We start from the raw sequence: 22,380 nt of genomic DNA, 5'->3' as shown, positions 1-22,380 counted from the left end.
GTCCTCTCCGCATCTGTGCCCGTCAGCCCGCGAAACGCTGCGCAGGTCTCCCCTGCACGCCGAGACCGCTGAGCCGGAAGACGGCCCCCGCCCTCGGCCATTCCCGGAGTTCCTCCCCTGACGCAGGCCACTGGCCGGTCGTGATGTAGAGGTCCGCGAAGTCGGCCCCACCGAAGGTGCAGCTCGTCACGACCGGCGCTGGCACCGCTTCGAGGTGCAGCAATCGGCCGCGCGTGTCGTAACAGCGGACCGCGCGACCGCGGGCCATGGCCACCCACAGGTTCCCTTCCGTATCGATGGTCATCCCGTCGGGTCGCCCCTCCGCCTCGCGGAGATCCAAGATGGTGCGGCGCGACCCCACCTCGATGCCTCCCGTCTCGGGGTCGTAGTCGAAGGCGTCCACTCGCTCGAGGAATGTATCGATGTAGTACATGGTGTTACCGTCGGCGCTCCACGAGATGCCATTCGAGAGAGTCACGTCGCCGAGGAGGCGGCGGAACCGACCGTCGGGTTCCAGGCAGAAGAGCGCCGAGGCCCCTTGGGTCAAGGGCTCGGTCAGCGTGCCGGCGAGGTACCGTCCGCCGGGATCGCACGCGCCGTCGTTCATCCTGGTGCCCTCGTTCACGGTGTGCCAGGGCGCGAAGGATGCGGTGTCCTCGTCGATGACGCCGACACTCAGCCCCACGGCCCCCACCAAGCCCCCACCCTCTCGGAGCGCCACCGCGCCGACCGGCTGTTCAAGCACGATCGACCGGTCCGTGGCCGAGGCCGGATCAAAGCGGTGGACCTGGTGCCGATGGATGTCCACCCACAGCAGAGTGCCCGTCCGATCGTCCCAGATTGGGCTCTCACCGAGGGTAGCGCCGACCTCCAATACCGGTTCGAGGGAAGACCTCATCCGGACGCACGCGCCTCGGTGGATCCCAACACCGCGGCCTCGCGCATCTCGTACCGCAACCGCTCCATGGCGTCGGCCGCGAGCGGAAGAGCGGGCGGCACGGGCGCCGGATCGCAGAGGCCGAGCAGTGAGAGCGCGGCTTTCCATCCCGCCGGCGGGGTTCCCCTGCGGCAGGATGCGACGATCGCGGAGAGCCGGCGCTGGAGCTCGATGGCCCGGCGCAGATCTGTGGAGACAAGATTCAGGATCTGCACGCCCAAGTCCGGCACAAGGTTGGCGCTCGCGGCGATGGAGCCGTCGGCTCCGGCCAGGGCGCTCGCCACGAGCATGGTGTCAGTGCCGGTGTAGATGCGGAAATCTATAACCTCGTCATCACCGATCGCCGCGACGAGCGACTGCAGGTATTCGAGGTCCCTGCTGCTGTCCTTGAGTCCCACGATGTTCTCGTGCCGGGCGAGGCGTGCCACCACGTGGACAGAGAGCGGAATCCGTGTGAAGGCGGGGATGTTGTAGAGCACCAGCGGAACCGGCGATGCGTCCGCGAGACGGAGGTAGAGGTTCTCCACCTCGGCGTCGGACATCGGGAAATAGCCGGGCGGAGCCACAAGCGCCGCGGTTGCGCCGAGCGATCCGAGATCCGCGAGTTCGCCCTCGGCATCGGGCAGGGCGAGCATCGGGACTCCTGCGATCACGGGAAGGCCCGAGGAGCGCTCGACCACGCGCGCGGTGACGTCGAGGCGCTGCTCCGAGGTCAGCCGTACGCCCTCCCCGGTGGAACCGCATGGCGAGATGCCTGCGACACCGCCGGCCACGACGTGGCCCACGAGCCGGTCCAGGGCGCCGGGGTCAACTTCCCCGGCAGGTGTCGTCGGCGTCACCAGGGCGACCATGGCCCCGCGGGGCAGTGTTGGCGTCACCATTCCGCCATCCTTCCGTCTTCGTGCCGCCATTCCGGATCTCGCAGTTCCCACTGGCGAGACCCGCGGACGGCGTCTTCGTCGATGTCGAGGCCCAAGCCGGGCCGGGTGTTCAGGGCGAGATGCCCGTCGGCTGGCACTAGGGGCGCCGGGTCGCGGACGTAGTCGAACATCTCCGCGGCGGGCAGGCCTTCGTAGCCTTGGTTGTAGTGCAGGCCGACGCTCTGCTCCTGCACGACGACATTAGCCGTGGCAAAGCCGACCTGGAGAGAGGCCGCGAGCGAGATCGGCCCGTTGGGACAGTGGGGCGCGACGGCGACGTCGTATGCCTCGGCCATGTGCGCGATCTTGGCCAGCTCGTAGATCCCTGTCAGAGAGACGTCCGGCTGGACGATGTCCACCACGCCGTGGCGGAAGAGCTCCCGGAACTGTGTCCGGTGCACGAGCCGTTCCCCTGTGGCGATCGGGATGGAGCAGTCAGGAGAGAGAAGGTGAGGGAGCTCGCTCTCGAAGCCGGGGCTGAGGGGCTCCTCGATCCATGCGAGATGGAATGGCTCGAGTTCGCGGATAAGCACCTTGACCATGGCCCGGTGGACTCTCCCGTGGAAGTCCAGGGCGATCTCGATGCCGTCCCCCACGGCGTCCCTGATGCTCGCCACGCGCTCCACGACCTCGGTGACGCGGGCTCGGGTGTCGATGTAGTCGAGCTCCTCGGTCGCGTTCATCTTGACCATCGTGAAGCCCTGAGCGATGCGCTGGCGCGTGTGCTCGACCACGTGGCCGGGCCGGTCGCCGCCGATCCAGGCGTAGAGCCTGGTCCGGTCGCGGACGGCGCCGCCGAGGAATTCGTGGACCGCAAGCCCGTAGCGGCGTCCCTTGATGTCCCAGAGCGCCTGTTCGATGCCGGCGGCGGCGGAGGCGATGGCACTCGTTCCCCGGAAGAACCCGCCGTGTCCCATCCGGAGCACGAGCTCTTCGATGCGGTCTGGATCCGCTCCAGCTATGTTGAGGGCCAGGTCGTCGACAGCGCCGACGACGGCGCGGGCTCGCTTCGGCACGATCGCCTCGCCCCAGCCGACGAGCCCCTGCGAGGTCTCCACCCTCACGAACAGCCATCGCGGTGCCACTGGGTTGCACTCGACAGATGCGATCTTGTCCTGGCTCATCGGGCGGTTCCTTCCTGCTGGGGTTCGGGCGACTGCTTGGGCTGCCCGGTTCTCGTAGTCAGGCCCTCGGCCAGCGGGTCGGGCTTCCTGCTCAGGCTCCGGCCGCCGTCGACCGTGACTGTCGATCCGGTGACGAAGGCCGCGTCAGTCGAGGCCAGGAAGGCCACAGCGCCCGCGACGTCCTCCGGCATTCCCAAGCGCGGCAGCAGGGATGGCTGGTTCCCGTCTTGAACCGCGGCTCCGAGACCCACATGCTCGCGCTCCTCGGCCATCCCGTGAGTCTGGATGACTCCAGGCACCACGGCGTTGACTCGGATCCCATACGGTCCAAGCTCGACGGCGAGGGAACGCGTGAGGGCCGAGATCCCGCCTTTGCTCGCCACGTACGAGACATGGGTAGGGAGAGGGAGCAGCTCTTGGATGGTCGCCATGTTCACGATCGAGCCGCCGCCTCCCCGATGCATTGCTCTGGCGGCGTCCCTCGTCAGGAACGCCGTGGCGGTGAGGTTGGTCTCCATGACCCGGTCCCAGTCCTCCTCGGTCAGCTCCATGAGGCTCAGCCTGGCTCCGACGTAGGCCGCATTGTTGACGAGGAGCTTCAGACCGCCCCACGCCTCGACGGTCCGGGCGACGAGCCCACGGCGCTGATCACGGTCCGCGAGATCGGCGCACTCGAACCGGCAGGCGCCGCCGCGCTCCGAGATGTCCGTCGCAACGGCGGACCCAGCTTCCTGGTCGAGGTCGACGAAGGTGACAGCCCAACCGTCCCCCGTGAGGCGTTCGACGATGGCCCTGCCGATCCCGGCTGCACCGCCCGTCACCAGCGCGACCGGGCGGGATGGCTCATTTCTCTGCACCGGCGACCATGCCTTTCATGAAGTACTTCTGCAGGAACAGGTAGGCGAGCAGCACCGGCGCGAGGGCGATGAGCGAGGCAGCCGCAGCTGCGCCGAGATTGCTGCTCTCCTGCGAGAAGAATGCGCCGACGGCTGGCGCGACGGTGCGCACTGCGGGATCGGTCAGGAAGAAGACCGACAGCGAGTAGTCGTTCCAGATGGATACTCCGGCCAGAATGGCCACCGTCGCCGTGACCGGCTTCAGAAGCGGGAAGACAATCCGCACAAGCGTCTGGATGAGGTTCGCGCCGTCGATCGTCGCGGCCTCCTCAAGGGCACGGGGCACGTTGCGGAGAAACGAGGAGTAGAGGAAAACGCTCACAGGGAGGTGCAGCGTGACCATCACAACGATGATGCCCCAGTAGGTGTTGACGCCGTTCATCTGGGTGAGCATCGAGTACAGCGGGACCATGATGCTCAAGGGCGGGATCATGAGAAGGCTGAGGATGAAGAGCAGGATCCCCTTGTTGAGGCGGGTGACCCGCCTTGCCAGTGGATACGCCGTGAGGGCACCGAGCGTGCACACGAGAGCCGTCGACACTCCTGTCACAATCACGCCGTTGACCACAGCCTGGAGGATGTTGCCGTCTGAGATGGCGGTGGCGAAATTGCCCCAGTCGACGTTGCCCGGGAAGAACATCTGGGGCGACAAGTCGGTGATGGGCTTGAATGCGGTCGTGATGGCCACCCAGAAGGGGAGCATTTGAAGCAGCACCATCATGGTGAGCCCCGCTCCGCCCGCAATGAGACCTGGACGCAGTTTCATCATGCCTCCACAGAACGGCGGTTAAGCACCGCGTTGACGGCGAGGCTGACCACAAGGATCAGCAGGAACAGCACGACGCCCATGGCGGAGGCGTAGCCGGCCGTCTGGTCGTCGAAGTAGGCCACACTGATGAGGGTGGACACCGAGTTGGTCGAGTAGCCGGGACCGCCAGCGGTGAGGACCTTGATCAAGTCAAAGAGCTTCAGCCCCCCGATAAGGTTCAGGACAATGCTGGCTGCGAAGGCCGGCTGCAGAAGCGGCACGGTGACGTGCGTGAACTGCTTCCACCCCGTGGCGCCGTCGAGGCTCGACGCCTCGTAGAGCTCTCCGGGGATTGACTGCAGGCCGGCCAGGTAGATGATCATCGAGATGCCGGTGAACTGGAGGCTGTTGACGACGACGATGATCGCCGTGGCGACGCCGGGATCGCTCAGCCAGGCGGCCCGGCCCTGTCCCAGCGCGACCATGATGTCGTTGAACGTGCCGTTGTTGTACTGGAACAGGAGGTAGTACATCGTCCCCATGATCACGGGTGACACGAGCACCGGCAGGTAGATGAGCGCCCGGGCAATGCTGCGGAATCTTGAGGGGCGGTCGAGCGCGACCGCGAGGCCTAGTCCGAGGATTTGCTGGATGACCGTGCTCCCCACCCCATAGATGAGGGTGTTGAGCATCACGGTGTGGAAGGTGGGGTCGTTCAGCAGCCGGAGGTAGTTGTCCATCCCGACGAAGTCCTGCCCGGGCGTGTATCCGTCCCAGTTGGTGAAGGAGAGGGCGGCTCCGCGGATGAGGGGGTAGACCGTGAAGACCGCGAACAGAGCGAGCGCGGGGATGTACAGAAGGTTGGCTGTCCCACCGCGCCGAGATCGACGACGAGTGGATGGCTGTGCCTTGAGTCGCCGGTCGGGTCGCTCGACGATCACTTGTGCCATGAGGACTGTTCCTTTGGACTTGCTGCCCCTGCCGGTGCGCGGGGGCAACGACAGGGGCAGCTGGGGTGGCTACTTGCCTTGGCCGTACAGGCTCTTGTAAGTGCTCGCCATCTGCTGGACGGCGCTGTTCACGTCCGACTGCTTGGTGATGACGGCATCGGTCCCGTTGCCCATCGTGCTCCAGGCGCCGTTGGGCAGGTAGACACGGTCGAAATACGGCACTGTCTGGGTCTTCTTCTGAGTCACGTACTCGTCGTAGCTGGAGCTTAGCGGCCCCGGCGTCGACTTCGCGTCAGTGAGTCCGGGCAACGATGCGGACGCTGCGGCCATCTTGGTCTCATTTTCAGGCTTGGCAAGGAAGGCGAGGAAGGCCTTGGCCCCGGACACGTCCTTCGACGTCTTTGAGACGCCGTAGGCCGTCCGTTCCCCTGTGTCGAGGTAGGAAGGCGCACCCGTGAGCGTCGGGATCGGGATGAAGCCGATGTGGGCGTTCGGGTTGTACTTGATCGCGTCGTCCGCGATCGGCGAGGGCCCGAACTCGAACAAGGCCTGCCCCTGGGCGAGCGCCTTCGACATGTCGGTCTTGGTGGCTGAGGAATAGTCCGGGTTGAAGAGCCCGGCGTCCCGCCACTTCCCGACAAGGTTCAGTGCCTGACCGTAGGGGTCGGCGACGAACGTGCCGGACTTCATCTGATCGAGCCCATTCTGCGTGAAGGCGCCGGAGATTACATGGTCGAGGATTGTCCCGGCCATAGACTTGCCGCCCGCGTAGACAGCCGAAACGCCGTTCGCCTTGGCCTTCTCCGCGGCGCTCATGAAGTCATCCCAGGTCTTGATGTCCTCCGGCTTGTAGCCGGCCTTGGCAAGAACATCCTTGTTGTACATGATCCCCGTGATATCGACGTTGGTCGGCATGGCGTAAAGTGCCCCGCTGGCGTCCTTCATGACGGGATCGAGCTCGGGGACCAGGTTCTTCGCCCATGGTTCGTTCTGCAGCGGGGTGAGGAACTTGCTGTACCGCAGGAGAGACCAGCCGTGGGTCATCCAGATGTCGGGGATGTTGTTGGAGGAGAGACGGACCTTGATGTCGTTCTCGTAGTTGGTTCCGGCAGGAACCAGATTGAGCTTGGTGTTCGGGTTGGCCTTCTCGAAGTCGGCGGCGATCGCCTTGAGGGCGGCCATCTCGTTCGTGTCGGCGGCGACACCGGTCTGGACTTCCAGAGTGTTCGACCCGGCCCCCTGGCCTCCGCCGCCGCAGGCGGCCAACGAGAGGGCCACGACCGCCGCGGCTCCGACGAGCGCAAAGCGAGACTTCATTGTCGATCCTTATCAGCTGGGTTGATTCTCCTAAGGCTCCGCCTCTTGGACCGGCGCCCTTTACTGCTCGGCTGTCGGGCTCCCCCTTGCCCTCTGGCGGGCCGCAACATCCTGTGATGTGCAGCACATGATGTAAGTAATATCACATTGAATGTTGGATATTCAACACTCAAAGGTGTATATCTGAACATGTGAGCTTACCCACAGACCCAGCCGTAGACGTCTAAAGACAGGATCGACATGTCGCCCGAATCCGCTGCTCAATGCCAACCCCGAACCGTTCGCTACGGCCTCATCGGGGTCGGAAATATGGGGCAGGAGCACATCCGCAACCTCGCGCTCATCCCCGGCAGCGACGTCGTCGCCATCGCCGACCCCGAAGAGTCCTCGCGGATCGAAGCCATCCGGCAGCTAGGCCATACGGCCGCCGAGTATGCCTCCTACAACGAGCTCCTCGACGTCGAAGAGGTCGACGCCCTCGTCATTGCCACGCCGAACGATACCCACTGGACAATCCTCCACGACATCTTTGCGAGCGGTAGGAAGCTGCCGATCCTTATCGAGAAGCCCCTCTGCTCGTCCCTGTCAGACTGCGACGCGCTGGAGTCGGCCGCTGCCGCCTACGGAGCGCCGATCTGGGTCGCGATGGAGTACCGCTACATGCCTCCCGTCCAGGCCATGCTCGAACCCGTCCGCAGGGGAGAACTAGGTCGGGTGAGGATGTTCTCCCTTACCGAGCACCGGCTCCCGTTCCTCGACAAGGTGGACCAGTGGAACCGGTTCAACGAGCGGACAGGGGGAACACTCGTGGAGAAGGCCTGTCACTTCTTCGACCTCATGCACTACGTCTTGGGCGCGGAGCCCATCCGCATCTACGCCTCCGGCGCCGCGGACGTTAACCATCAGGACGAGCTGTATGACGGTCGGGTCCCGGACATCCTCGACAACGCCTACGTGATCGTCGATTTCGAGGGAGGGACTCGAGCGATGTTCGAGCTGTGCATGTTCGCAGAGGGTTCCGAGTTCCAAGAGCACCTCTCGATCGTTGGAGACAGGGCGAAGGTGGAGTGCTTCATCCCTGTTGCACCGAAGCACTGGCCGGGACATGAGAATGTACCGGCGGAGGTCCTCTTCAGCCCGCGCTCTCCCCTGAACCCGGTCCGTGAAGCGGTCCACGTAGACCCGACCGTGCTCGGCGCGGGAGCCCACCATGGCTCGACTTACTACGAGCACCTTGGCTTCCGGCGCGCCGTGCTCGGCGAAGGACCGGTCGAGGTCTCGATCCGGGACGGCCTTCGCGCAGTCCGCATGGGCCTTGCCGCGGAGCAGTCTGCCCGCGAGGGCAAGGCAGTGGAACTTCAGTCCGCTAGCTGATCCGACTTCGGAGCTGCAGGGGGTGTTCTGGCCCCAGCAGTCGGGCTAGACCAAGAGTTTCGAAGAACAGAGGACCCGGAGTGGCACCATGAGCAGCGCGATCGGTTTGAACACCCGTCAGGGGGAGATCATGAACCGTCTGACACGTCAGGGATTCGTGTCGATCTCCGAGCTGGCACTGTCGTTCTCCGTCTCGGATATGACAATCCGCAGAGATGCGCGCGAGCTTTCCCGACGCGGTCTCGCTCGCGTCGTCCACGGGGGCATCAGCCTCCCCAACGGATCGGCCCACACGGCTGATTTCGGGGAACGCGCAAGCCGTGAGTCTGAGGGCAAAGAGCGGATTGCGCGGACATGTCTTGGGATGATCTCGCAGCGCGAGACGATCATCGTCGACGCCGGAACCACGTGCTTCGAGATCGTCCGCCAGCTTCCGCCGGATTTCCGCGGCACGATCATCACCCATTCCGCACCCGTCATCCAGCAGGGGCTCCGGCTGGAATCAGCCCGGACCATCAGCCTCGGGGGCGAGCTGCTTCACGACAGCCAGGCCTTTATCGGCGAGATGACGGTTTCGGCGCTCGAGAAGCTGAGGGCGCAGAAGGTCTTCGTCGGGGCGGCTGCCGTTCGCCCCAACGGTCTCTACGTAGACCGCGATCTCGAGCTCTCGACGAAGCGGGCATTGATCAACTCCGCCGACCAAGTGGTCGTCGTCGCGACAGTCGGCAAGATGAACCACTCCGCCGTGGTACATCTCATGGACTTCAGCCTCGTGGACATCCTCGTGACAGACGCGCCGCCCCCCGCCGCGATCTCTGCAGCCCTCGCCGACGCCGGGGTGACGATCCTCGTCGCGAATCACGATGCGTGACCTGCACACCGCAGCCGAACTGCGCGCCATCCTCACCGGGATGAGCCCGACTAAGCTTGCGCTCCTGACTCTGGTCACGTCCGGGGTGGAAGCCCCACAAGACGCCGCAATCCGTCTCGGTATCGCACCCGTCACGGTCTACCACCACCTCACCGTGCTGAAAGTGCGCGGCCTCGTTCAGGCCACGCGGCGTGGCCGGTGCACGTGCTACGCCCTCAGCCCCCGCGTACATGCCGCCGACATGCGTGCCGCGCTGTCGGACGCGTCACGGAATCCTGACTCTCCCGCCATCACGAAAGGCACGTCGCCATGACAGAAGAGACCACCCTGATCAACGGGCAGTGGCGGAGGCTCACCACCCGCAAGGACGTCGAGAACCCGGCCACCGGACAGATCGTTGGCACCGTCTGCTGGGGCGACGGGGCGCTTGCGACCGAGGCGGCACATGCTGCGGCGTCGGCGTTCCGCGACTGGTCCCGCACGCCGGCCCGCCGACGCGCGGACATCCTGCTCCGTGCGTCCGAGATCCTCCTCGAGCGCGTCGACCACATCGCCGCCATCCTCGCAGCCGAAGCCGGAAAACGACTCCCCGAGGCTGCAGGCGAGGTCTCGTTCTCGGCCGAGTACCTGAGGTGGTTCGCGGAAGAGGCGCGCCGCCCCCTTGGAAACATGCTGCCGGGCGAGGACCCCGCCCGCCGGCACCTGACCACAAGGGCCGCGGCCGGCGTCGTCGTCAGCCTCACATCGTGGAATTTCCCGTGCTCACTCCAGGCGAGGAAACTCGCCCCCGCCCTTGCGGCTGGCTGCACCGTGGTGGCGCGGGTGTCGGAGCGGGCCCCCCTCGCCGCCACCGAGCTGGTACGGGCGTTGCACGACGCCGGGCTTCCCGCCGGCGTCGTCAACTTGGTCCACGGCCCATCGCAGGAAGTCACTGACGCGCTCCTCGCCCACCCGGCCGTCCGCGTTGTCACGTTCACAGGCTCCACCGAGATCGGGCGGAAGATCATGGCGACGGCGGCGCGGCGCGTGATTCGCCCCCTGCTAGAACTGGGCGGCGACGCGCCCTTCATCGTCTTCGACGACGCCGACCTTGACGCCGCCGTTAACGCCGCCATCCTCGCGAAGACCCGCAACACGGGCCAATCCTGCGTCGCCGCGAACCGCTTCCTCGTGCAGGAGGGCGTCTTCGAGGATTTCGTCTCTCGACTCGCGAGGCGTCTGGACGAGCTCACGCTTGGCGACGGGGCAGCCGAGCCAGTGCCAGACCTCGGGCCGATGATCAATTACCAGAGCGTCGATGCTGTCCAGCGGAAGGTGGACCAGGCCCTCGCTCTCGGCGCGAAGGAACGGACCACTCCTCGCGCGGTCCCGGAAAAGGGCGCATTCCTGCGTCCCATGCTGCTGACTGACGTCCCCGACGAAGCGGCCCTTGCCCGCGACGAAGTATTCGGTCCGGTGGCCGCGGCCTTCCCTTTCTGCGACGAATCCGACGCGGTCCGGCGGGCGAACCAGACCGAGATGGGACTCGCAGCCTACGTCTTCTCCAAGGACGCGGGGCGCTGCTGGCGCGTGGCCGAAGAGCTCGAGGCGGGCATCGTTGGCATCAACGACCCAGTGCCATCGGTCGCCTTCGCCCCGATGGGCGGGGTCAAGCAGTCGGGACTCGGACGGGAGGGAGCGAGCCTCGGCATCGAGGAGTTCACCGAGCCCAAGTACATCGCCTGGCGTCCCTGACCCGATGAGCCTTCCCGATGCCTGGTCATTGGCCGCTCTGGCCGGAGCGACATTCCTTGGCGCCTCCACGCAGCGAATCAGTGGCGTGGGCTTCGCTCTCGTCGCCTCCCCGTTCCTCGTCGCGCTCTTGGGACCCTTTGACGGAGTGCTCCTGGTCAACGTGCTCGGCACAGTGACAGCACTGCTCGTGTTCGTGCAGGTATTCAGGATGGTCGAGTACCGGCGCGTGCTCCTGATGCTGGGTCCAGCCGTCTTGGCCGTGGTGCCCGGCTCATGGGTCGCCACGCACGCACCGTCGGCCGTGCTGTCCGTTCTCATCGGGGGAATGGTCATCGCGGCGCTGGCTGTCAGCCTCACCCTGAAACAACTGGCGCCGCTGCAGGGCCGGCTCGGCGCCGCGGCGGCAGGCTTCGTCTCCGGCTTCATGAACGTGACGGCGGGGGTGGGCGGACCGGCGGTCACGGCCTATGCCCTAGCAACCCGATGGAGGCATGCGGCGTTCGCCGCGAGCGCCCAGCTCTATTTCTTCGGCGTCGGGCTCGCGTCGCTGCTGGCCAAGCACTCATTGCCGCAGCTGGACGGCCCCCAGTGGTTGGCTTGTTCCATAGCACTCGCGGGCGGGATCATCCTCGGGAACTGGCTCGGACCCAAGATTCCGACGCGCGCGAGCCGTGCCGCCGTCATCGTCCTGGCGTTCACGGGGGCGGTGCTCATCCTCGTCGAGGGGGTCGTGGCGCTCGTCTGACGGCCGTGCACGGTCCAACGGGTACACGTTTCAGGCGGGCCACCGGCACCAAACTGCTCCCTCCGGGGCGATCCTTCCGGAATTCAGCAGCGCTTGAACGTGGCCCGCGCCCCCGGTGCCGACCAGTACCCGTATTGGAGCGGCCGCACCTTCCCTGCTCACGCCCCGTCCAGGTCACGGCGGCGGTCGCCGCGACGAGGATGACGGAGGCCCGCGCGGCGAAAGGGCAGAGCGTGGGACCGTCATAGTCGTGCAGGCGCAACGCCTCCGGAACCATCGTCGATGGAGCGGGTCGACATCGAAGCGGAGAGTGGGATTGCCCACGGGGAAAGGGCGGGTAGGGAGTGGATATGTCGGCACCGCGTTTCACGGATCGGGTCGAGTCGGCCCTGCAGGTTCGGGGCAGAATGTCTCGGAGCCGATGAACGGTGGCTAGTTCTCGGTCGGGCACACTCCGTTCGTCCCGGGGTGGTTGATATTGTCGCCGCACCGGGATCAGGCGCATGGGAGCCGTGCTCCCACGCGCCTGATCCTTCAGTGGCCGGGTGTGGCCTTAGACCGGGGTGCCGTTGTTGTAATAGGCGGTCGCCACGCCCGTTGAGGCGTTGAAGATGATGTACCCGTTCTGGAAGTTGCTCCGCTTGCCCACCGGGTCGTTGAGCTCGTCCGAGATCGGATAGCCCAGCACGCTCCGCTCGTAACCGAGGGAGGCCCATTTGTCACGGATCACTCCGCGGACGTCATGGGCGCCGGTTGAGGGCGTCCAGTAGATCGACCCGGTCTGGAACGCGTTGTAGCGGCCGATGCCGTCTGGGGTTCCCGTCTCGTCGGTCGTCGGGAACCCCATCGCCTGCTCCCAGCCGAGCGTCGCCCATTTGTCGTGGATCGCACCATGCACTTCATGGGCGCCCGTTGCAGCGGTCCAGTAGATCGAGCCATCCTTCTGGAAATGGTTGTACCGGCCGCTGCCCCACGGTGAGTTCGGCGTCGATGTCTCGTCGGTGATCGCCGCGCCCAGGAAGCCGGTGGAACCGCCGACATTGTTGTACTCGGTCAGGATCGCCCCGCCGACGGAGTAGTTGCCGGCGTAATGCACAGTGAGCTCCCCCACCGAGGTGAATGTAGAGGTCCCGCCCGGCGTGCCGACGATCCGGATGCCGTCTCCGGCGACCGGGTCGAAGGTGAAGATGTAGCTGGCGTTGTTCCCTCCCGCGCTGCTGAACGGATAGCCAGGGGTGCTCCAGCTGCCGGTGACATCACTCCAGGTGTTGAGGTGCCTGATCTGGACCCGCAGGCCGGAAGCGAACCAGCCACCGTCCGGGAACATGCTGCCGGTCGTGTACATGAGCTGATTCATCGTGTACTGCCGCGGCCACGTGTAGCCCCACCAGCTCGCGTCGGTGCCCTTGACTTCGTTGTTCCAGTCGTCTTCCGAGTTTCCGTAGTTCCCGTCGTTGTAGAACGTGTTGTTCCCGAAGTGCGCGACGCGCTCGATCGGCACCGTGCCTGGAACCTGCGCGAGGTTCGTCGTATTGCTCATGCCGTTGGTCGCAGGCGCCGTCGGCGCCGTGGTCAGGGTCAGCTTGCGCAGCGCGAAGTTGTAGACGCTCGTCCCGCCGCCACCGCACGGGCAGACGTTCGACTGCAGATACATGGTCAGGCCGTCGGCACTGAGGAACTTCGACGGGATGGTCGTCGCGTAGCCGCCGTTCTTGGTCTGGGTCCACGGGTAGCCGCCGAAGTCTTTGGTCTTGAAGTGGGACCAGGGGCCGTAGGGGGTGGGGGACTCGTAGAACTCGTGCGTGTACTCCGTCCACGACGAGTAGATGTAGCGGTTCAGCGGCTTGTCATACAGCACCCCGCCCTGCGCGAGAACGGTCAGATTGTTGACTCCAGCGCCCAGCATTGTCGTGTAGATGCGCCGGTCGTCGTGCAGTACCGCCTGCTTCGCGTTGATGTCCGAGGACCATGTGGCGGCGCTGCCCGACATTCCCGTGTAGAACTGCCACGTCGACCGGTCCTGGATGCTCGTGTTCGGCACGCGGGCCAGATACAGGTCCACGGGATCCGGCACGGTGTGGTCGAACGAAGTCCTCCAGTTGTAGTCCAGCCCGTAGACGTACACGTACCCGTCCGGCGCGTTGGCGTTGTTCTGCCCGAAGTCCGCGAAGAACATCGTCGTGAACACGTGGTTCGAGAACATAGGCGCGCTGTGGTCCCACGTCCATGTCGCGCCGTGGTCGGTCGACTTCGCGATGGTCGCCGCGGGGGCGTCGTTGAACGACTTGTTGAGATCCTGCACGGCGAGATACATGGTCCCGTTGACACAGACCATGCCGGTCGGCTTGCGCGTGTAGTTCCCGCCGGCGGTCCACACCTGGCCCACGGCGTCGCCCTGGGAGACCGTCGAACCGGTGATGTTCGTCGGGCCTCCGATGAGCTTGCTGACGGAGACGTCGGAGGAGACCCCGCCCAGGCTGAAGCCCTTGCCGTCGCCGTTGGCTGCGTAGAGGTTGCCGTCGTCGGCCCAACACGACGCCCAGAGGTCACCGTCGCTCTGGGTCTGGATGGTGGAACTCTCCTCCTCGGACTTCGTGGCGAAAAAGGTTCCTTCGGGCGGGCTAACGCTCGCGGCCGCCCGCAGCGCCACTCCCGTCGAAACTAGGCCCGCGCCCAGGAGCGCGGTCGCGGCTATCGCTGCCAGCCTGACCTTGTGGGTTCTCATGCTCACTTGCCCTTTCGTTGATTACTCCGATGTAATCGATTTCACAGAGCATATTGCGACAATTTTGGGTGGTCAATGATGATTTCGGTCGCTGTTAGAGGAGGATTTGAAATCGTTTGCAGCCGGCCGAACCGGATCGGTGCGGAGGAGACAGTGGAGGCCTCCTAGCCGAGCAGCCGGTCGGACGTTGGCGACGCCGTTGCCGGCCTCTTAGCTGTTGAGCTGACGGCCCAGACGTGCGACTCGTCAATCGCGAGGTCACGGGCGAGGTCAGCGCCACAGGTCCGATCCTGGCGGAGGATCGTTCAGATCGGGGTTCGGGTGTAGTGGTCGCGTTCTTGGGTGAAGCCGAAGGGGACCTCGTCGGTGACCTCCACCGTGTAAGAGTCGCGGCCGTGCCGGGTAACCAGGACACCGTGCGACCTGCCCGCGAGTGCATGGCCGATCGCCCGTTCGACGGCCTCGCCGAGGGCGGCATCGAGGCCGGCCTGGCTCTCTGCGGTGATTCGGAGGGCAAACGGAATGTCTTGAGTCATCGGGGGTTCTGTGCTCTCTTGGGAAAGGCTTCATGAAATGGTGGCGGCCAGCGTGGGACTGGGCGCGCTCTGGCGGGCGCCGCACGAGGGTCTGGGCGCGGAGACGATTTCCGGACGGATCAGCGACCCGAGGACAGGGACGGCGCCAACGCGCCGGCAGTGCCCTCGGGTGGTGTGGCCGAGCCGAGGGACAGGGCTTGGCCGTCACGTAATCGGGACCGACGCCTCCCAGGCGTTGTCAGGGCGAGGGCCCCTTACTTCATGCCGGATGTCTTGAGCGAGTCGATGAGCCATCGCTGCCCCACGAGGAAGACGACGATGGTGGGGATGGCGGCGAGCACAGAGCCGGCCAGGATGATGTTCCAGGAGGACGAGTACTGTCCCTGCAGACCGGAGATCCCCAGCTGGATGACGTCGAGGCTTGGCGTTCGCGTGATGGTCAGGGGCCAGAGGAACGAATTCCAGTTGGCGAGGAAGAACAGCACGGCCAGCGAGGCCAGGATCGGTCGGCTGAGCGGGAGGACGACGTTCCAGTAGAGCCGCGGGTAGCCGCACCCATCGAGCTCGGCGGCTTCCTCGAGCTCCTTGGGGATGTTCAGGTAGTACTGGCGGAGCAGGAAGATGCCGAAGGCGTTGAAGATCGCCGGGAGGATCAGGCCCCCGAAGCTGTCGACCAGTCCGAGCTGCTTCACGATCAGGAACAGCGGGACGAGGATCACCGGCATGGAGACGAGCATCGTGGAGAGCATGAGGGTGAAGCTGAGGTCCCTTCCGGGGAACCGCAGCCGCGCGAGCGCATAGGCCGCCATCGAATGGAAGAGGAGCGCCGCGACGGTGACGGCGACCGAGACGATCGCGCTGTTGAGCAGGTACTGCGGGAAGGGCACCTCGGTCAGGACATACCGGATGTTCTCGAGGGTCAACGAGGACGGCAGGCCGACGGCGAACGTCGCGCCGGCAGGCTTGAAGGCCCCGAGGACAAGCCACAGGATCGGGAACATCGTCACGAGGGCCGAGACCCAGGCGAGGACGGATCTCACGATCGTGGACCGTCTGGCGGGGCTGTGCCTGCGTCCGGGCGCCGGTCGGGTGGAGTGGAGGATGGTCAGCGGCTTGGGCTGGACCCGTGTTTCAGTCGGCGTCGGCATTGAATCGGCCGCCCCTCGTCAGTTTCAGCATGATGATGGTGGCGACCAGCAGGAAGACGACCGTCAGGGTCGTGATGGCTGCGGCATAGCCGTAGTCCCCGAAGTTGAAGGCCTGCTGGTAGATGTAGAAGACAACAGTGGAGGTGGAGTTGGCGGGGCCGCCCTTGGTCAGGATGTACACGAGGTCGAAGGCCTGGACGCCCGTCACGGCGGCGACCATCGAAGTCACGACCACGAAGAAGCTCGTAGGGGCCAGCAGCGGCCACGTGATCCGCCAGAATCTCTGCCATGCGGAGGCCCCGTCGACCTTGGCGGCGTCGTGGTACTCCTGAGGGATATCGGTGAGGCCGCCCAAGAACAGGAACATCTGGTACCCCATGGTGAACCAGACGCTCACTGCGATGAGGGTGGCCAGCGCAAGCTGAGGGGTTCCAAGCCAGGACAGTTCGCCCAGGCCGAACGGTGCACTCAGCTGGGGGATGATGCCCTGCTTGTCCACGAGCATGAACTGCCACAGGACGCCGATGACGACGAGGCTGAGCACGTTCGGCAGGAACAGGATGGCCCGCACTGCGCCCACACCCGGGAATTTGTCCTTGACGAGCACTGCGAGTGCCAAGGCGACGAAGAAGGTCACCGGGACGAAGACCAGGACCATGGTTCCGGTGACACCGAGGCTCTTCCAGAGCAGGGCATCGTGGCCCATGCGTTCGAAGTTGGCGGTGCCGACGAAGGTGTAGTTGCCGAAGCCGTCGACCTTGAAGAAAGCGACAGCGAGGGCGAGCAGCATGGGCAGGCCGACGAAGATGGTCAGCCCGAGGCCGTCCGGGAGGACGAACAGCAGCCCGGCGAGGGCTTCGCGGCGGCGGCGCCGCTGGCCCAGCGTCCCGTTTCGGGGACGCTTGGCCAGCGGCGGCCGTACAGACAGGGTGTTCGGTGCCACTAGAGGATCGGAGCTCCGTTGTAGGACGAGAGGTACGTGTTGATGGTCGCCGCGGCGGTTCCCGCGGCGGAGGCCGCGCTCTGGCCGCCCAGCTGTGTTGCCTGGATGGCGTCCGAGATGGCCTTGATGACCTCCGGTGGGTACCGCGGCTCGCCGCGACCGGTCGGAGCGACCTTGTCGACGAAGAACTTCATGTTCGGATCGGCGAACGCGCCCTTGGCGTCTGCGGCGGTCGTGACCGACTTGCGGACGGGGATGTTGGTCTTGACGACCGTGTTCCAGGTCCTGCCGCGCTCGACGCTGTCCGCGTCGGTGGACGCGAGGGCCCACGCGATAAACTCGGCAGCAGCGCTGGGGTTGCCGCCCTTCGCGTTGGCGCAGAACGCCCAACCGCCCATGACGCTGGTCGGCTTGCCGCCCGCGGGAACCGGAAGAGGGAAGAGGCCGTATTCGAAGTCGGGCGTCTTCTGCTTCAGGTCGGCGATCGACCAGATGCCGGTCTGCTGCATGGCCACGTAGCCGCTGCCGAGGTTGGCCGGGGCGTCGCCGCCGCCGGTTCCGAGGAACTTCTTCGGGGCAACGCCGCTGCCGATGGAATCGCCCCAGAGCTTGAGGGCGTTCTTGACCGGCTGGGAGTCGAAGGCTCCCTTCCCGTCCGGGCCGACCGGAGCGCCGTTACCCTGCCACATGAACGGGTACCAGGTGAAGTTCTGGTAGAAGCCGGGCGTCGTTTCGAAGGAGACGCCGAAGCGCTTGCTCGTGGTCAGCTTCTTGGCCACGCTGAGGAGCTCGTCCCAGGTCTTGGGGACATCTGCATCCGTCAGGCCGATCTCCTTGAACGCCGCCTTAGAGTAGTACATCGCGAGGGGCTCGCTCTCCATGGGGACGGCGAAGATCTTGTTGTCGACCTTCCGCGTGTCCAAGGTGCCGGGCAGGAAGTCGGCGACCGCGTCGGCGCCGATCTTGCCGGTGAGGTCCTGGAGCACTCCGCCGTTGTAGTAGCGGAGGAAGTCGCCCGGGCTGAGCAGGAAGATGTCGGGCCCGCTGCCGCTGGCGAAGGCGGTCTGGAGGGTGTTCCCCGAGATGTAGTCTGCGTTGGGAATGTAGCGGAGCTTGACCTTGACGTCGTGGGTCTTGTTCCAGTCTTCCGCGAGCTTGACGAACCATTGGCTTTGCGGGTTGCTGTCAGGGGCAGGCCCGTAGAAGTTCCAGAAGGACAGTTCTTTGGCGGAGCCGCCCCCGCTCGAAGCGGCTCCGACTCCGCAGGAGCTCAGGAGCGGCGCCGCGGCACCGAGGGCGGCGACGCCTGCACCGATCTGGAGGAACCGACGGCGGTCGAGGCTCCTGGATGCGGGTGGTCGCCCGGGGGAAGGGTCAACATCGGGTAGTTCGGATTTCATAACGCACCTCCATTGGAACGCGGGACAGATTTTTCGGCGATCAGCTGCTTCAGCTGATGGGACCGGATTCGGCATCGGGCGCGCTGCCGTTCGGATGCCCGGGCAATGCCGGGCGGCTTCGGGCGCGGCCGATGGACTTGGTTGCAGTCTGTGGATCTTCTCGTTTGCCGGACTGGTCCGGCCCTCTCTCCTCCTGTTCAGACAGCGGTGTAGCCGCCGTCGATGTTCAGAATGCTTCCCGTCATGAATGACGACGCTTCCGAGGCCAGGAACACCGCGGCCGCTCCGAGCTCATCGGGAGTCCCCGGCCGGCCCATGGGGGTCATGCGCATCCAGGTTTCGATCTGGTCGCCGCCGGCGTCGAAGAATGGCTCCGTCAAGGCCGTCTTCATGTAGCCAGGGGCGATGCTGTTCACCCGCACGCCCGAGCCGGCCCACTCGACCGCCGCGCTCTTGGTGAGCATGATGACCCCGGCCTTCGAGGCGTTGTACGAGGCCTGCGCCTGCGGGACGTTGGCGATCATCCCCGACATGGAGGAGATGTTGATGATGCTGCCGGATCCGCGGGAGACCATGCGGCGCCCCACCTCCCGGGACATCAGGAACACTCCGTCGAGGTTGACGGACATCACCTCTCGCCACTGCTCATAGGTCGAGTCCGTCAGCGCGCCGTGGAGGACGATCCCCGCATTGTTCACGAGGACGTCGATCGGGCCGGCGCCGTCTTCGATCTCGCGGACCGCGTCCGAGACGCCGCGTTCGGAGGTCACGTCGACGGCGACGAACCGTGCGTCCACACCGTGCCGGCTGCAGATCGCCTCTGCCGCGGCCGTGCCGGCCTCGGCGTCGATATCACAGACGACGACGGCGGACCCGGCTTCGGCCAATGCCTCGCCCATCGCGAAGCCCAGACCCTTGGCGCCGCCGGTGACGACCGAGAGCCGTCCGCTCAGCGACATCTTTTCCCTCAATGCTGTCTGCACGTTGGTCCCCTCAGGACATCGGTTCCATGGGTTCGCCTGCGACCTCGAGATCCTCAGCGCTGGGGAACTCGGGGCGATTGGCTGTGGGGCGGTCGAGGTAGAACAGGGCCACCGACGAGATGTCGTCCTGCAGCAGCCGGTAGCGGTGCCCTGCTTTCCAGCCGAGCGCTTGGATGTCGACCGTCAGGTTTTCGTGGAAGTGGATCGGATCGGCCACGTGCCAGCGGTACATCCCGAACCGCTGCTGGCTCCTATAGAGCCCGTCCGGCTTGAGGACCTGCGGCATGCCGAGGTACGGGGTGCTGTATTCGGTGTAGCCGCGGCCCGGGACGTCGAAGTTCCACGCGCCGCCGAAATAGTCCTCGGTGCCGGTCCCGCAGATGGTCGGGAAGCCTTCCTCGAGGTCGCCGTCGATGTAGAACTTGATCTCTCCCTCGCCCCACCAGCCGGGGCTGTTGACGCCCCAGGCCATGTAGGTTCCTACGTAGTGGCCCTTGCCGTCGACGCCGGTGAGGATCGGGTGCGTCGCTTTCGAAGGCAGGGGGTTCGAGCGGCGGTACTGGGCGTGGAGGTAGCCACTGCCGGCGACGTCGGTGTTCGTCTCGTAGGTGATCTGGTAGTACACGGTGGCGGTCTGGTCCGCGAGGTTCTCGACGGTGAGCCGGGCCGACTTCTGGAAGGGCATGGGCCAGTAGGAGTTGAATCCGCCGTGCGGGTTGGCCGCGATCATGGCGGAGCTGACCTGGGCGAAGGTCCCCCAGCCGTTGCAGAAGAAGTCCCCCAGCGGCACCTCGATGGCCGGGGCGTCCTCGCCTTCCCAGTAGGCGCGAAGGACGAGCGAGCGCCAGTTGTCGCGGTGCGTGGTCAGCCAGATGTGGGTGATCCTGCCGGGCTCGTCGATCGAGGCGAGCTCGAAGACCGAGCGCGCCTCGACGTCCACGGACGGGGAGACCTTCCACCCCTGCCCGAGCCCGGCGGCGCAGGCGGCTCCCGTTCCCTCGGTCGCGCGCCCTCCCCCGCTTTTGGCCCCGCCGAAGTTCTCGGGGCTGATGGAGCGGGTGTGCACGTCGCGCAGGGCGGCAAGCCTGCCCACGTCGAAGCTCATATCGGATGCGTCCTTCGGTTTCTTCCGGCCCGCTGGGTCAGCGGCCACGATCACGGGTCGGGGCGGCGCCCCAGGTGTCGGGGCTGCGCCCCAGTGCCGGCGAGATGTCCCACGAGGAGAACTTGTACTCGTCATGTAATCGATTTCGACTACGCCACGCATCGTAACCTCGGTCACGTCGACAAGTAAAGCCCCCACTCGATCAGAGCGCAGAACCCCCGGATTGCAAAGATCTACGGGGTTTCCGGGACAACCGGGTTTTCGCCTGCCAGCGTGTCCGGAACAGTGCCGACGGGCCTCCTGGTCGCTTCGGGACATCCACGACGCGAATCTTGAGTAATCGTTTCCAACGGGCTAGCGTGTACTCCACCGCACGCTGGGGCGGATCCGAGAAGAGGGAGGAACCGTTCATGCGGTCGTCATCGAGGCAGGCTGTGCTGGCCGTGGACATCGGTACCTCCAGCAGCAAGGGCGTGCTCGTCGGCACGGACGGGCGCCTGCTGGGCACGGCAGTGAGGCCGCATTCGGTCGACCGCCCGGCTCCGGGCCAGGTCGAGATGGACGGCTGGACCTGGTGGGAGGAGTTCGTCGGCCTGAGCCGTGAGCTCACGGCTGGCGCCCCCGAGGCGGAGGTCGTGGCCGTCGGGGTCAGCGGGATGGGCCCGTGCGTCCTGCTCGCGGACGCGGACGGCGCACCGGTGCGCAGGGCGATCCTGTACGGCGTGGACACGCGCGCCACTGAGCAGATTGCGGCGATGACCGAGCGCCTCGGCGCGGAGGAGATCGTGGCCCGCTGCGGCTCGGCGCTCTCCACCCAGGCAGTGGGGCCGAAGATCGCGTGGGTGGCCGAGCACGAACCCGAGGCCTACGCAAGGGCCCGGATGCTGTTCATGCCGAGCTCCTGGCTCGTCTATCGGCTCACGGGCGAGTACGCGCTCGACCACCATTCAGCTAGCCAGTCGGCCCCGCTCTACGACTCCTCCGCCGGGCAATGGCATACGCCCTGGGCAGCGCAGGCCGCCCCCGGCATCGACCTGCCCCGGCTCGCGTGGCCGCAGGAAACGGCGGGCGCAGTGACCCCCGAGGCCGCCCGGGCCACCGGCCTCCCGGCCGGGATCCCCGTGATCACCGGCACGATCGACGCCTGGAGCGAAGCTGTCAGCGCCGACGCCCAGAACGTCGGCGACCTCATGATCATGTACGGCTCCACGATGTTCCTCGTGAACACCGTCCCCCAGCGCCTTACTTCGCCCACCCTCTGGGGCACGGCAGGAGCCTTCGAAGGAACCTCGAGCCTGGCTGGCGGGCTCGCCACCTCCGGGGCGCTCACCGCCTGGATGAAGGACCTCTTCGGATCGGCGGACTATCCCGAGCTCCTGGCGGAGGCCGCCATCTCGCCGCCTGGGTCCCGCGGCCTCCTCGTCCTGCCCCACTTCGCCGGCGAACGGACCCCCATCAACGACCCCCACGCGCGTGGCCTGATCGCCGGGCTGACCCTCTCGCACAGCCGCGGCGACCTCTATCGGGCCGCCCTCGAGGCCACCGCGCTCGGCGTCAGGCACAACATCGCGGCGATGTGGGAAGCGGGAGGGCAGATCGACCGGGCGGTCGCCGTCGGCGGGGGCACCCAGGGCGGCCTCTGGACCCAGATCGTCAGCGACGTCACAGGCCTTCCCCAGACCATCCCCTCGGTGACAATCGGCGCAAGCTACGGCGCCGCGTACCTCGCGGCCCGAGCCGTCGGTGTGGAAGCCGACATCGCCGCCTGGAACCCGCCTGCCGGCGAGGTCACGCCCTCCCCGGCCGCCTCCGCCCACTACGACGAGCTCTTCCAGCTCTACCAGGAGTCCTACGCGGCGACAGCCGAGATCTCCCACGCTCTCGCGGCCAGACAGGCCGCCTCCGATTGACCGTCCATCCCCAC

At 66.0% G+C, this 22,380-nt stretch carries 19 protein-coding genes; 5 read left to right on the top strand and 14 right to left on the bottom strand.

Going from position 1 to position 22,380, the window contains the following annotated elements; all coding sequences use genetic code 11:
- Positions 1-22 precede the first annotated feature (22 nt).
- The 7 genes from ACOKR1_RS02320 to ACOKR1_RS02290 all read right to left on the bottom strand — a co-directional run bounded on the left by ACOKR1_RS02320 (position 23) and on the right by ACOKR1_RS02290 (position 6,892).
- Positions 23-898, bottom strand: a complete 876-nt coding sequence (locus ACOKR1_RS02320) for an SMP-30/gluconolactonase/LRE family protein (RefSeq protein WP_422935167.1) — start codon at positions 896-898, stop codon at positions 23-25.
- Entirely contained in the window at positions 895-1,818 is a 924-nt protein-coding gene (locus tag ACOKR1_RS02315; RefSeq protein WP_422935166.1) for a dihydrodipicolinate synthase family protein, read from the bottom strand. Before ACOKR1_RS02315 ends, ACOKR1_RS02320 begins: the two co-directional genes overlap by 4 nt.
- A complete protein-coding gene (gene dgoD / locus ACOKR1_RS02310; RefSeq protein WP_422935165.1) occupies positions 1,812-2,981 on the bottom strand; it encodes a galactonate dehydratase in 1,170 nt (389 codons plus the stop codon). The genes ACOKR1_RS02315 and dgoD overlap by 7 nt, the downstream gene beginning before the upstream one ends.
- Positions 2,978-3,802, bottom strand: a complete 825-nt coding sequence (locus ACOKR1_RS02305) for an SDR family NAD(P)-dependent oxidoreductase (protein ID WP_422935164.1) — start codon at positions 3,800-3,802, stop codon at positions 2,978-2,980. Before ACOKR1_RS02305 ends, dgoD begins: the two co-directional genes overlap by 4 nt.
- A gap of 22 nt (positions 3,803-3,824) precedes the next feature.
- Positions 3,825-4,646 (bottom strand): carbohydrate ABC transporter permease, encoded by an 822-nt coding sequence (locus ACOKR1_RS02300; RefSeq protein ID WP_422935163.1) that lies wholly within the window; start codon positions 4,644-4,646, stop codon positions 3,825-3,827.
- A complete protein-coding gene (locus ACOKR1_RS02295; protein WP_422935162.1) occupies positions 4,643-5,575 on the bottom strand; it encodes a carbohydrate ABC transporter permease in 933 nt (310 codons plus the stop codon). The genes ACOKR1_RS02300 and ACOKR1_RS02295 overlap by 4 nt, the downstream gene beginning before the upstream one ends.
- Before the next feature lie 69 nt (positions 5,576-5,644).
- The gene (locus ACOKR1_RS02290) at positions 5,645-6,892 is read right to left on the bottom strand and encodes an ABC transporter substrate-binding protein (RefSeq protein ID WP_422935161.1); all 1,248 of its coding nucleotides are present in this window, start codon (positions 6,890-6,892) and stop codon (positions 5,645-5,647) included.
- Positions 6,893-7,132: 240 nt separating this feature from the next.
- Here ACOKR1_RS02290 and ACOKR1_RS02285 point away from each other — a divergent pair, with 240 nt between their 5' ends.
- From ACOKR1_RS02285 to ACOKR1_RS02270, 4 genes are all read left to right on the top strand, one after another.
- Positions 7,133-8,266 (top strand): Gfo/Idh/MocA family protein, encoded by a 1,134-nt coding sequence (locus tag ACOKR1_RS02285; RefSeq protein ID WP_422935160.1) that lies wholly within the window; start codon positions 7,133-7,135, stop codon positions 8,264-8,266.
- 88 nt (positions 8,267-8,354) lie between these two features.
- Complete coding sequence (locus ACOKR1_RS02280; RefSeq protein WP_422935159.1) at positions 8,355-9,137, top strand: DeoR/GlpR family DNA-binding transcription regulator; 783 nt, start codon at positions 8,355-8,357, stop codon at positions 9,135-9,137.
- Positions 9,138-9,446: 309 nt separating this feature from the next.
- Positions 9,447-10,871 (top strand): NAD-dependent succinate-semialdehyde dehydrogenase, encoded by a 1,425-nt coding sequence (locus ACOKR1_RS02275; RefSeq protein ID WP_422935158.1) that lies wholly within the window; start codon positions 9,447-9,449, stop codon positions 10,869-10,871.
- 4 nt (positions 10,872-10,875) lie between these two features.
- Positions 10,876-11,616 carry a TSUP family transporter gene (locus ACOKR1_RS02270; protein ID WP_422935157.1) on the top strand — a complete coding sequence of 247 codons (741 nt, stop codon included), beginning with the start codon at positions 10,876-10,878 and terminating at the stop codon, positions 11,614-11,616.
- Positions 11,617-12,169: 553 nt separating this feature from the next.
- Here ACOKR1_RS02270 and ACOKR1_RS02265 read toward each other — a convergent pair.
- The 7 genes from ACOKR1_RS02265 to ACOKR1_RS02235 all read right to left on the bottom strand — a co-directional run bounded on the left by ACOKR1_RS02265 (position 12,170) and on the right by ACOKR1_RS02235 (position 20,456).
- Positions 12,170-14,341 carry a hypothetical protein gene (locus tag ACOKR1_RS02265; protein WP_422935156.1) on the bottom strand — a complete coding sequence of 724 codons (2,172 nt, stop codon included), beginning with the start codon at positions 14,339-14,341 and terminating at the stop codon, positions 12,170-12,172.
- Positions 14,342-14,646: 305 nt separating this feature from the next.
- Positions 14,647-14,877, bottom strand: coding sequence for a hypothetical protein (locus ACOKR1_RS02260; RefSeq protein ID WP_422935155.1), 231 nt, complete (start codon positions 14,875-14,877; stop codon positions 14,647-14,649).
- A gap of 254 nt (positions 14,878-15,131) precedes the next feature.
- Complete coding sequence (locus ACOKR1_RS02255) at positions 15,132-15,917, bottom strand: carbohydrate ABC transporter permease (RefSeq protein WP_422935154.1); 786 nt, start codon at positions 15,915-15,917, stop codon at positions 15,132-15,134.
- 91 nt (positions 15,918-16,008) lie between these two features.
- Complete coding sequence (locus tag ACOKR1_RS02250; protein WP_422935153.1) at positions 16,009-16,968, bottom strand: carbohydrate ABC transporter permease; 960 nt, start codon at positions 16,966-16,968, stop codon at positions 16,009-16,011.
- The gene (locus tag ACOKR1_RS02245) at positions 16,968-18,368 is read right to left on the bottom strand and encodes an ABC transporter substrate-binding protein (RefSeq protein WP_422935152.1); all 1,401 of its coding nucleotides are present in this window, start codon (positions 18,366-18,368) and stop codon (positions 16,968-16,970) included. Before ACOKR1_RS02245 ends, ACOKR1_RS02250 begins: the two co-directional genes overlap by 1 nt.
- A 197-nt stretch (positions 18,369-18,565) precedes the next feature.
- Positions 18,566-19,351 carry an SDR family NAD(P)-dependent oxidoreductase gene (locus ACOKR1_RS02240; RefSeq protein ID WP_422935151.1) on the bottom strand — a complete coding sequence of 262 codons (786 nt, stop codon included), beginning with the start codon at positions 19,349-19,351 and terminating at the stop codon, positions 18,566-18,568.
- Positions 19,352-19,361: 10 nt separating this feature from the next.
- Entirely contained in the window at positions 19,362-20,456 is a 1,095-nt protein-coding gene (locus ACOKR1_RS02235; protein WP_422935150.1) for a glycoside hydrolase family 172 protein, read from the bottom strand.
- Between the two features lie 410 nt (positions 20,457-20,866).
- Between ACOKR1_RS02235 and ACOKR1_RS02230 the strand changes: the two genes are divergently transcribed.
- Positions 20,867-22,366 (top strand): FGGY-family carbohydrate kinase, encoded by a 1,500-nt coding sequence (locus ACOKR1_RS02230; RefSeq protein ID WP_422935149.1) that lies wholly within the window; start codon positions 20,867-20,869, stop codon positions 22,364-22,366.
- Positions 22,367-22,380: the final 14 nt, after the last annotated feature.

The organism is Sinomonas sp. P47F7 (genome assembly GCF_049332655.1).
Taxonomy (GTDB): Bacteria; Actinomycetota; Actinomycetes; order Actinomycetales; family Micrococcaceae; genus Sinomonas.
The sequence above is the reverse complement of the archived record's forward strand: the minus strand, read 5'-3'. Positions and strand labels throughout refer to the sequence as shown.

What these genes read in the sequence shown, in the direction of transcription:
- ACOKR1_RS02300 (WP_422935163.1), bottom strand. Translation starts at nt 4,646, where the DNA reads ATGATGAAACTGCGTCCAGGTCTCATTGCGGGCGGAGCGGGGCTCACC.
- ACOKR1_RS02285 (WP_422935160.1), top strand. Translation starts at nt 7,133, where the DNA reads ATGTCGCCCGAATCCGCTGCTCAATGCCAACCCCGAACCGTTCGCTAC.
- ACOKR1_RS02320 (WP_422935167.1), bottom strand. Translation starts at nt 898, where the DNA reads ATGAGGTCTTCCCTCGAACCGGTATTGGAGGTCGGCGCTACCCTCGGT.
- ACOKR1_RS02290 (WP_422935161.1), bottom strand. Translation starts at nt 6,892, where the DNA reads ATGAAGTCTCGCTTTGCGCTCGTCGGAGCCGCGGCGGTCGTGGCCCTC.
- ACOKR1_RS02270 (WP_422935157.1), top strand. Translation starts at nt 10,876, where the DNA reads ATGAGCCTTCCCGATGCCTGGTCATTGGCCGCTCTGGCCGGAGCGACA.
- ACOKR1_RS02315 (WP_422935166.1), bottom strand. Translation starts at nt 1,818, where the DNA reads ATGGTGACGCCAACACTGCCCCGCGGGGCCATGGTCGCCCTGGTGACG.
- ACOKR1_RS02295 (WP_422935162.1), bottom strand. Translation starts at nt 5,575, where the DNA reads ATGGCACAAGTGATCGTCGAGCGACCCGACCGGCGACTCAAGGCACAG.
- ACOKR1_RS02275 (WP_422935158.1), top strand. Translation starts at nt 9,447, where the DNA reads ATGACAGAAGAGACCACCCTGATCAACGGGCAGTGGCGGAGGCTCACC.
- dgoD (WP_422935165.1), bottom strand. Translation starts at nt 2,981, where the DNA reads ATGAGCCAGGACAAGATCGCATCTGTCGAGTGCAACCCAGTGGCACCG.
- ACOKR1_RS02230 (WP_422935149.1), top strand. Translation starts at nt 20,867, where the DNA reads ATGCGGTCGTCATCGAGGCAGGCTGTGCTGGCCGTGGACATCGGTACC.
- ACOKR1_RS02280 (WP_422935159.1), top strand. Translation starts at nt 8,355, where the DNA reads ATGAGCAGCGCGATCGGTTTGAACACCCGTCAGGGGGAGATCATGAAC.
- ACOKR1_RS02265 (WP_422935156.1), bottom strand. Translation starts at nt 14,341, where the DNA reads ATGAGAACCCACAAGGTCAGGCTGGCAGCGATAGCCGCGACCGCGCTC.
- ACOKR1_RS02260 (WP_422935155.1), bottom strand. Translation starts at nt 14,877, where the DNA reads ATGACTCAAGACATTCCGTTTGCCCTCCGAATCACCGCAGAGAGCCAG.
- ACOKR1_RS02245 (WP_422935152.1), bottom strand. Translation starts at nt 18,368, where the DNA reads ATGAAATCCGAACTACCCGATGTTGACCCTTCCCCCGGGCGACCACCC.
- ACOKR1_RS02235 (WP_422935150.1), bottom strand. Translation starts at nt 20,456, where the DNA reads ATGAGCTTCGACGTGGGCAGGCTTGCCGCCCTGCGCGACGTGCACACC.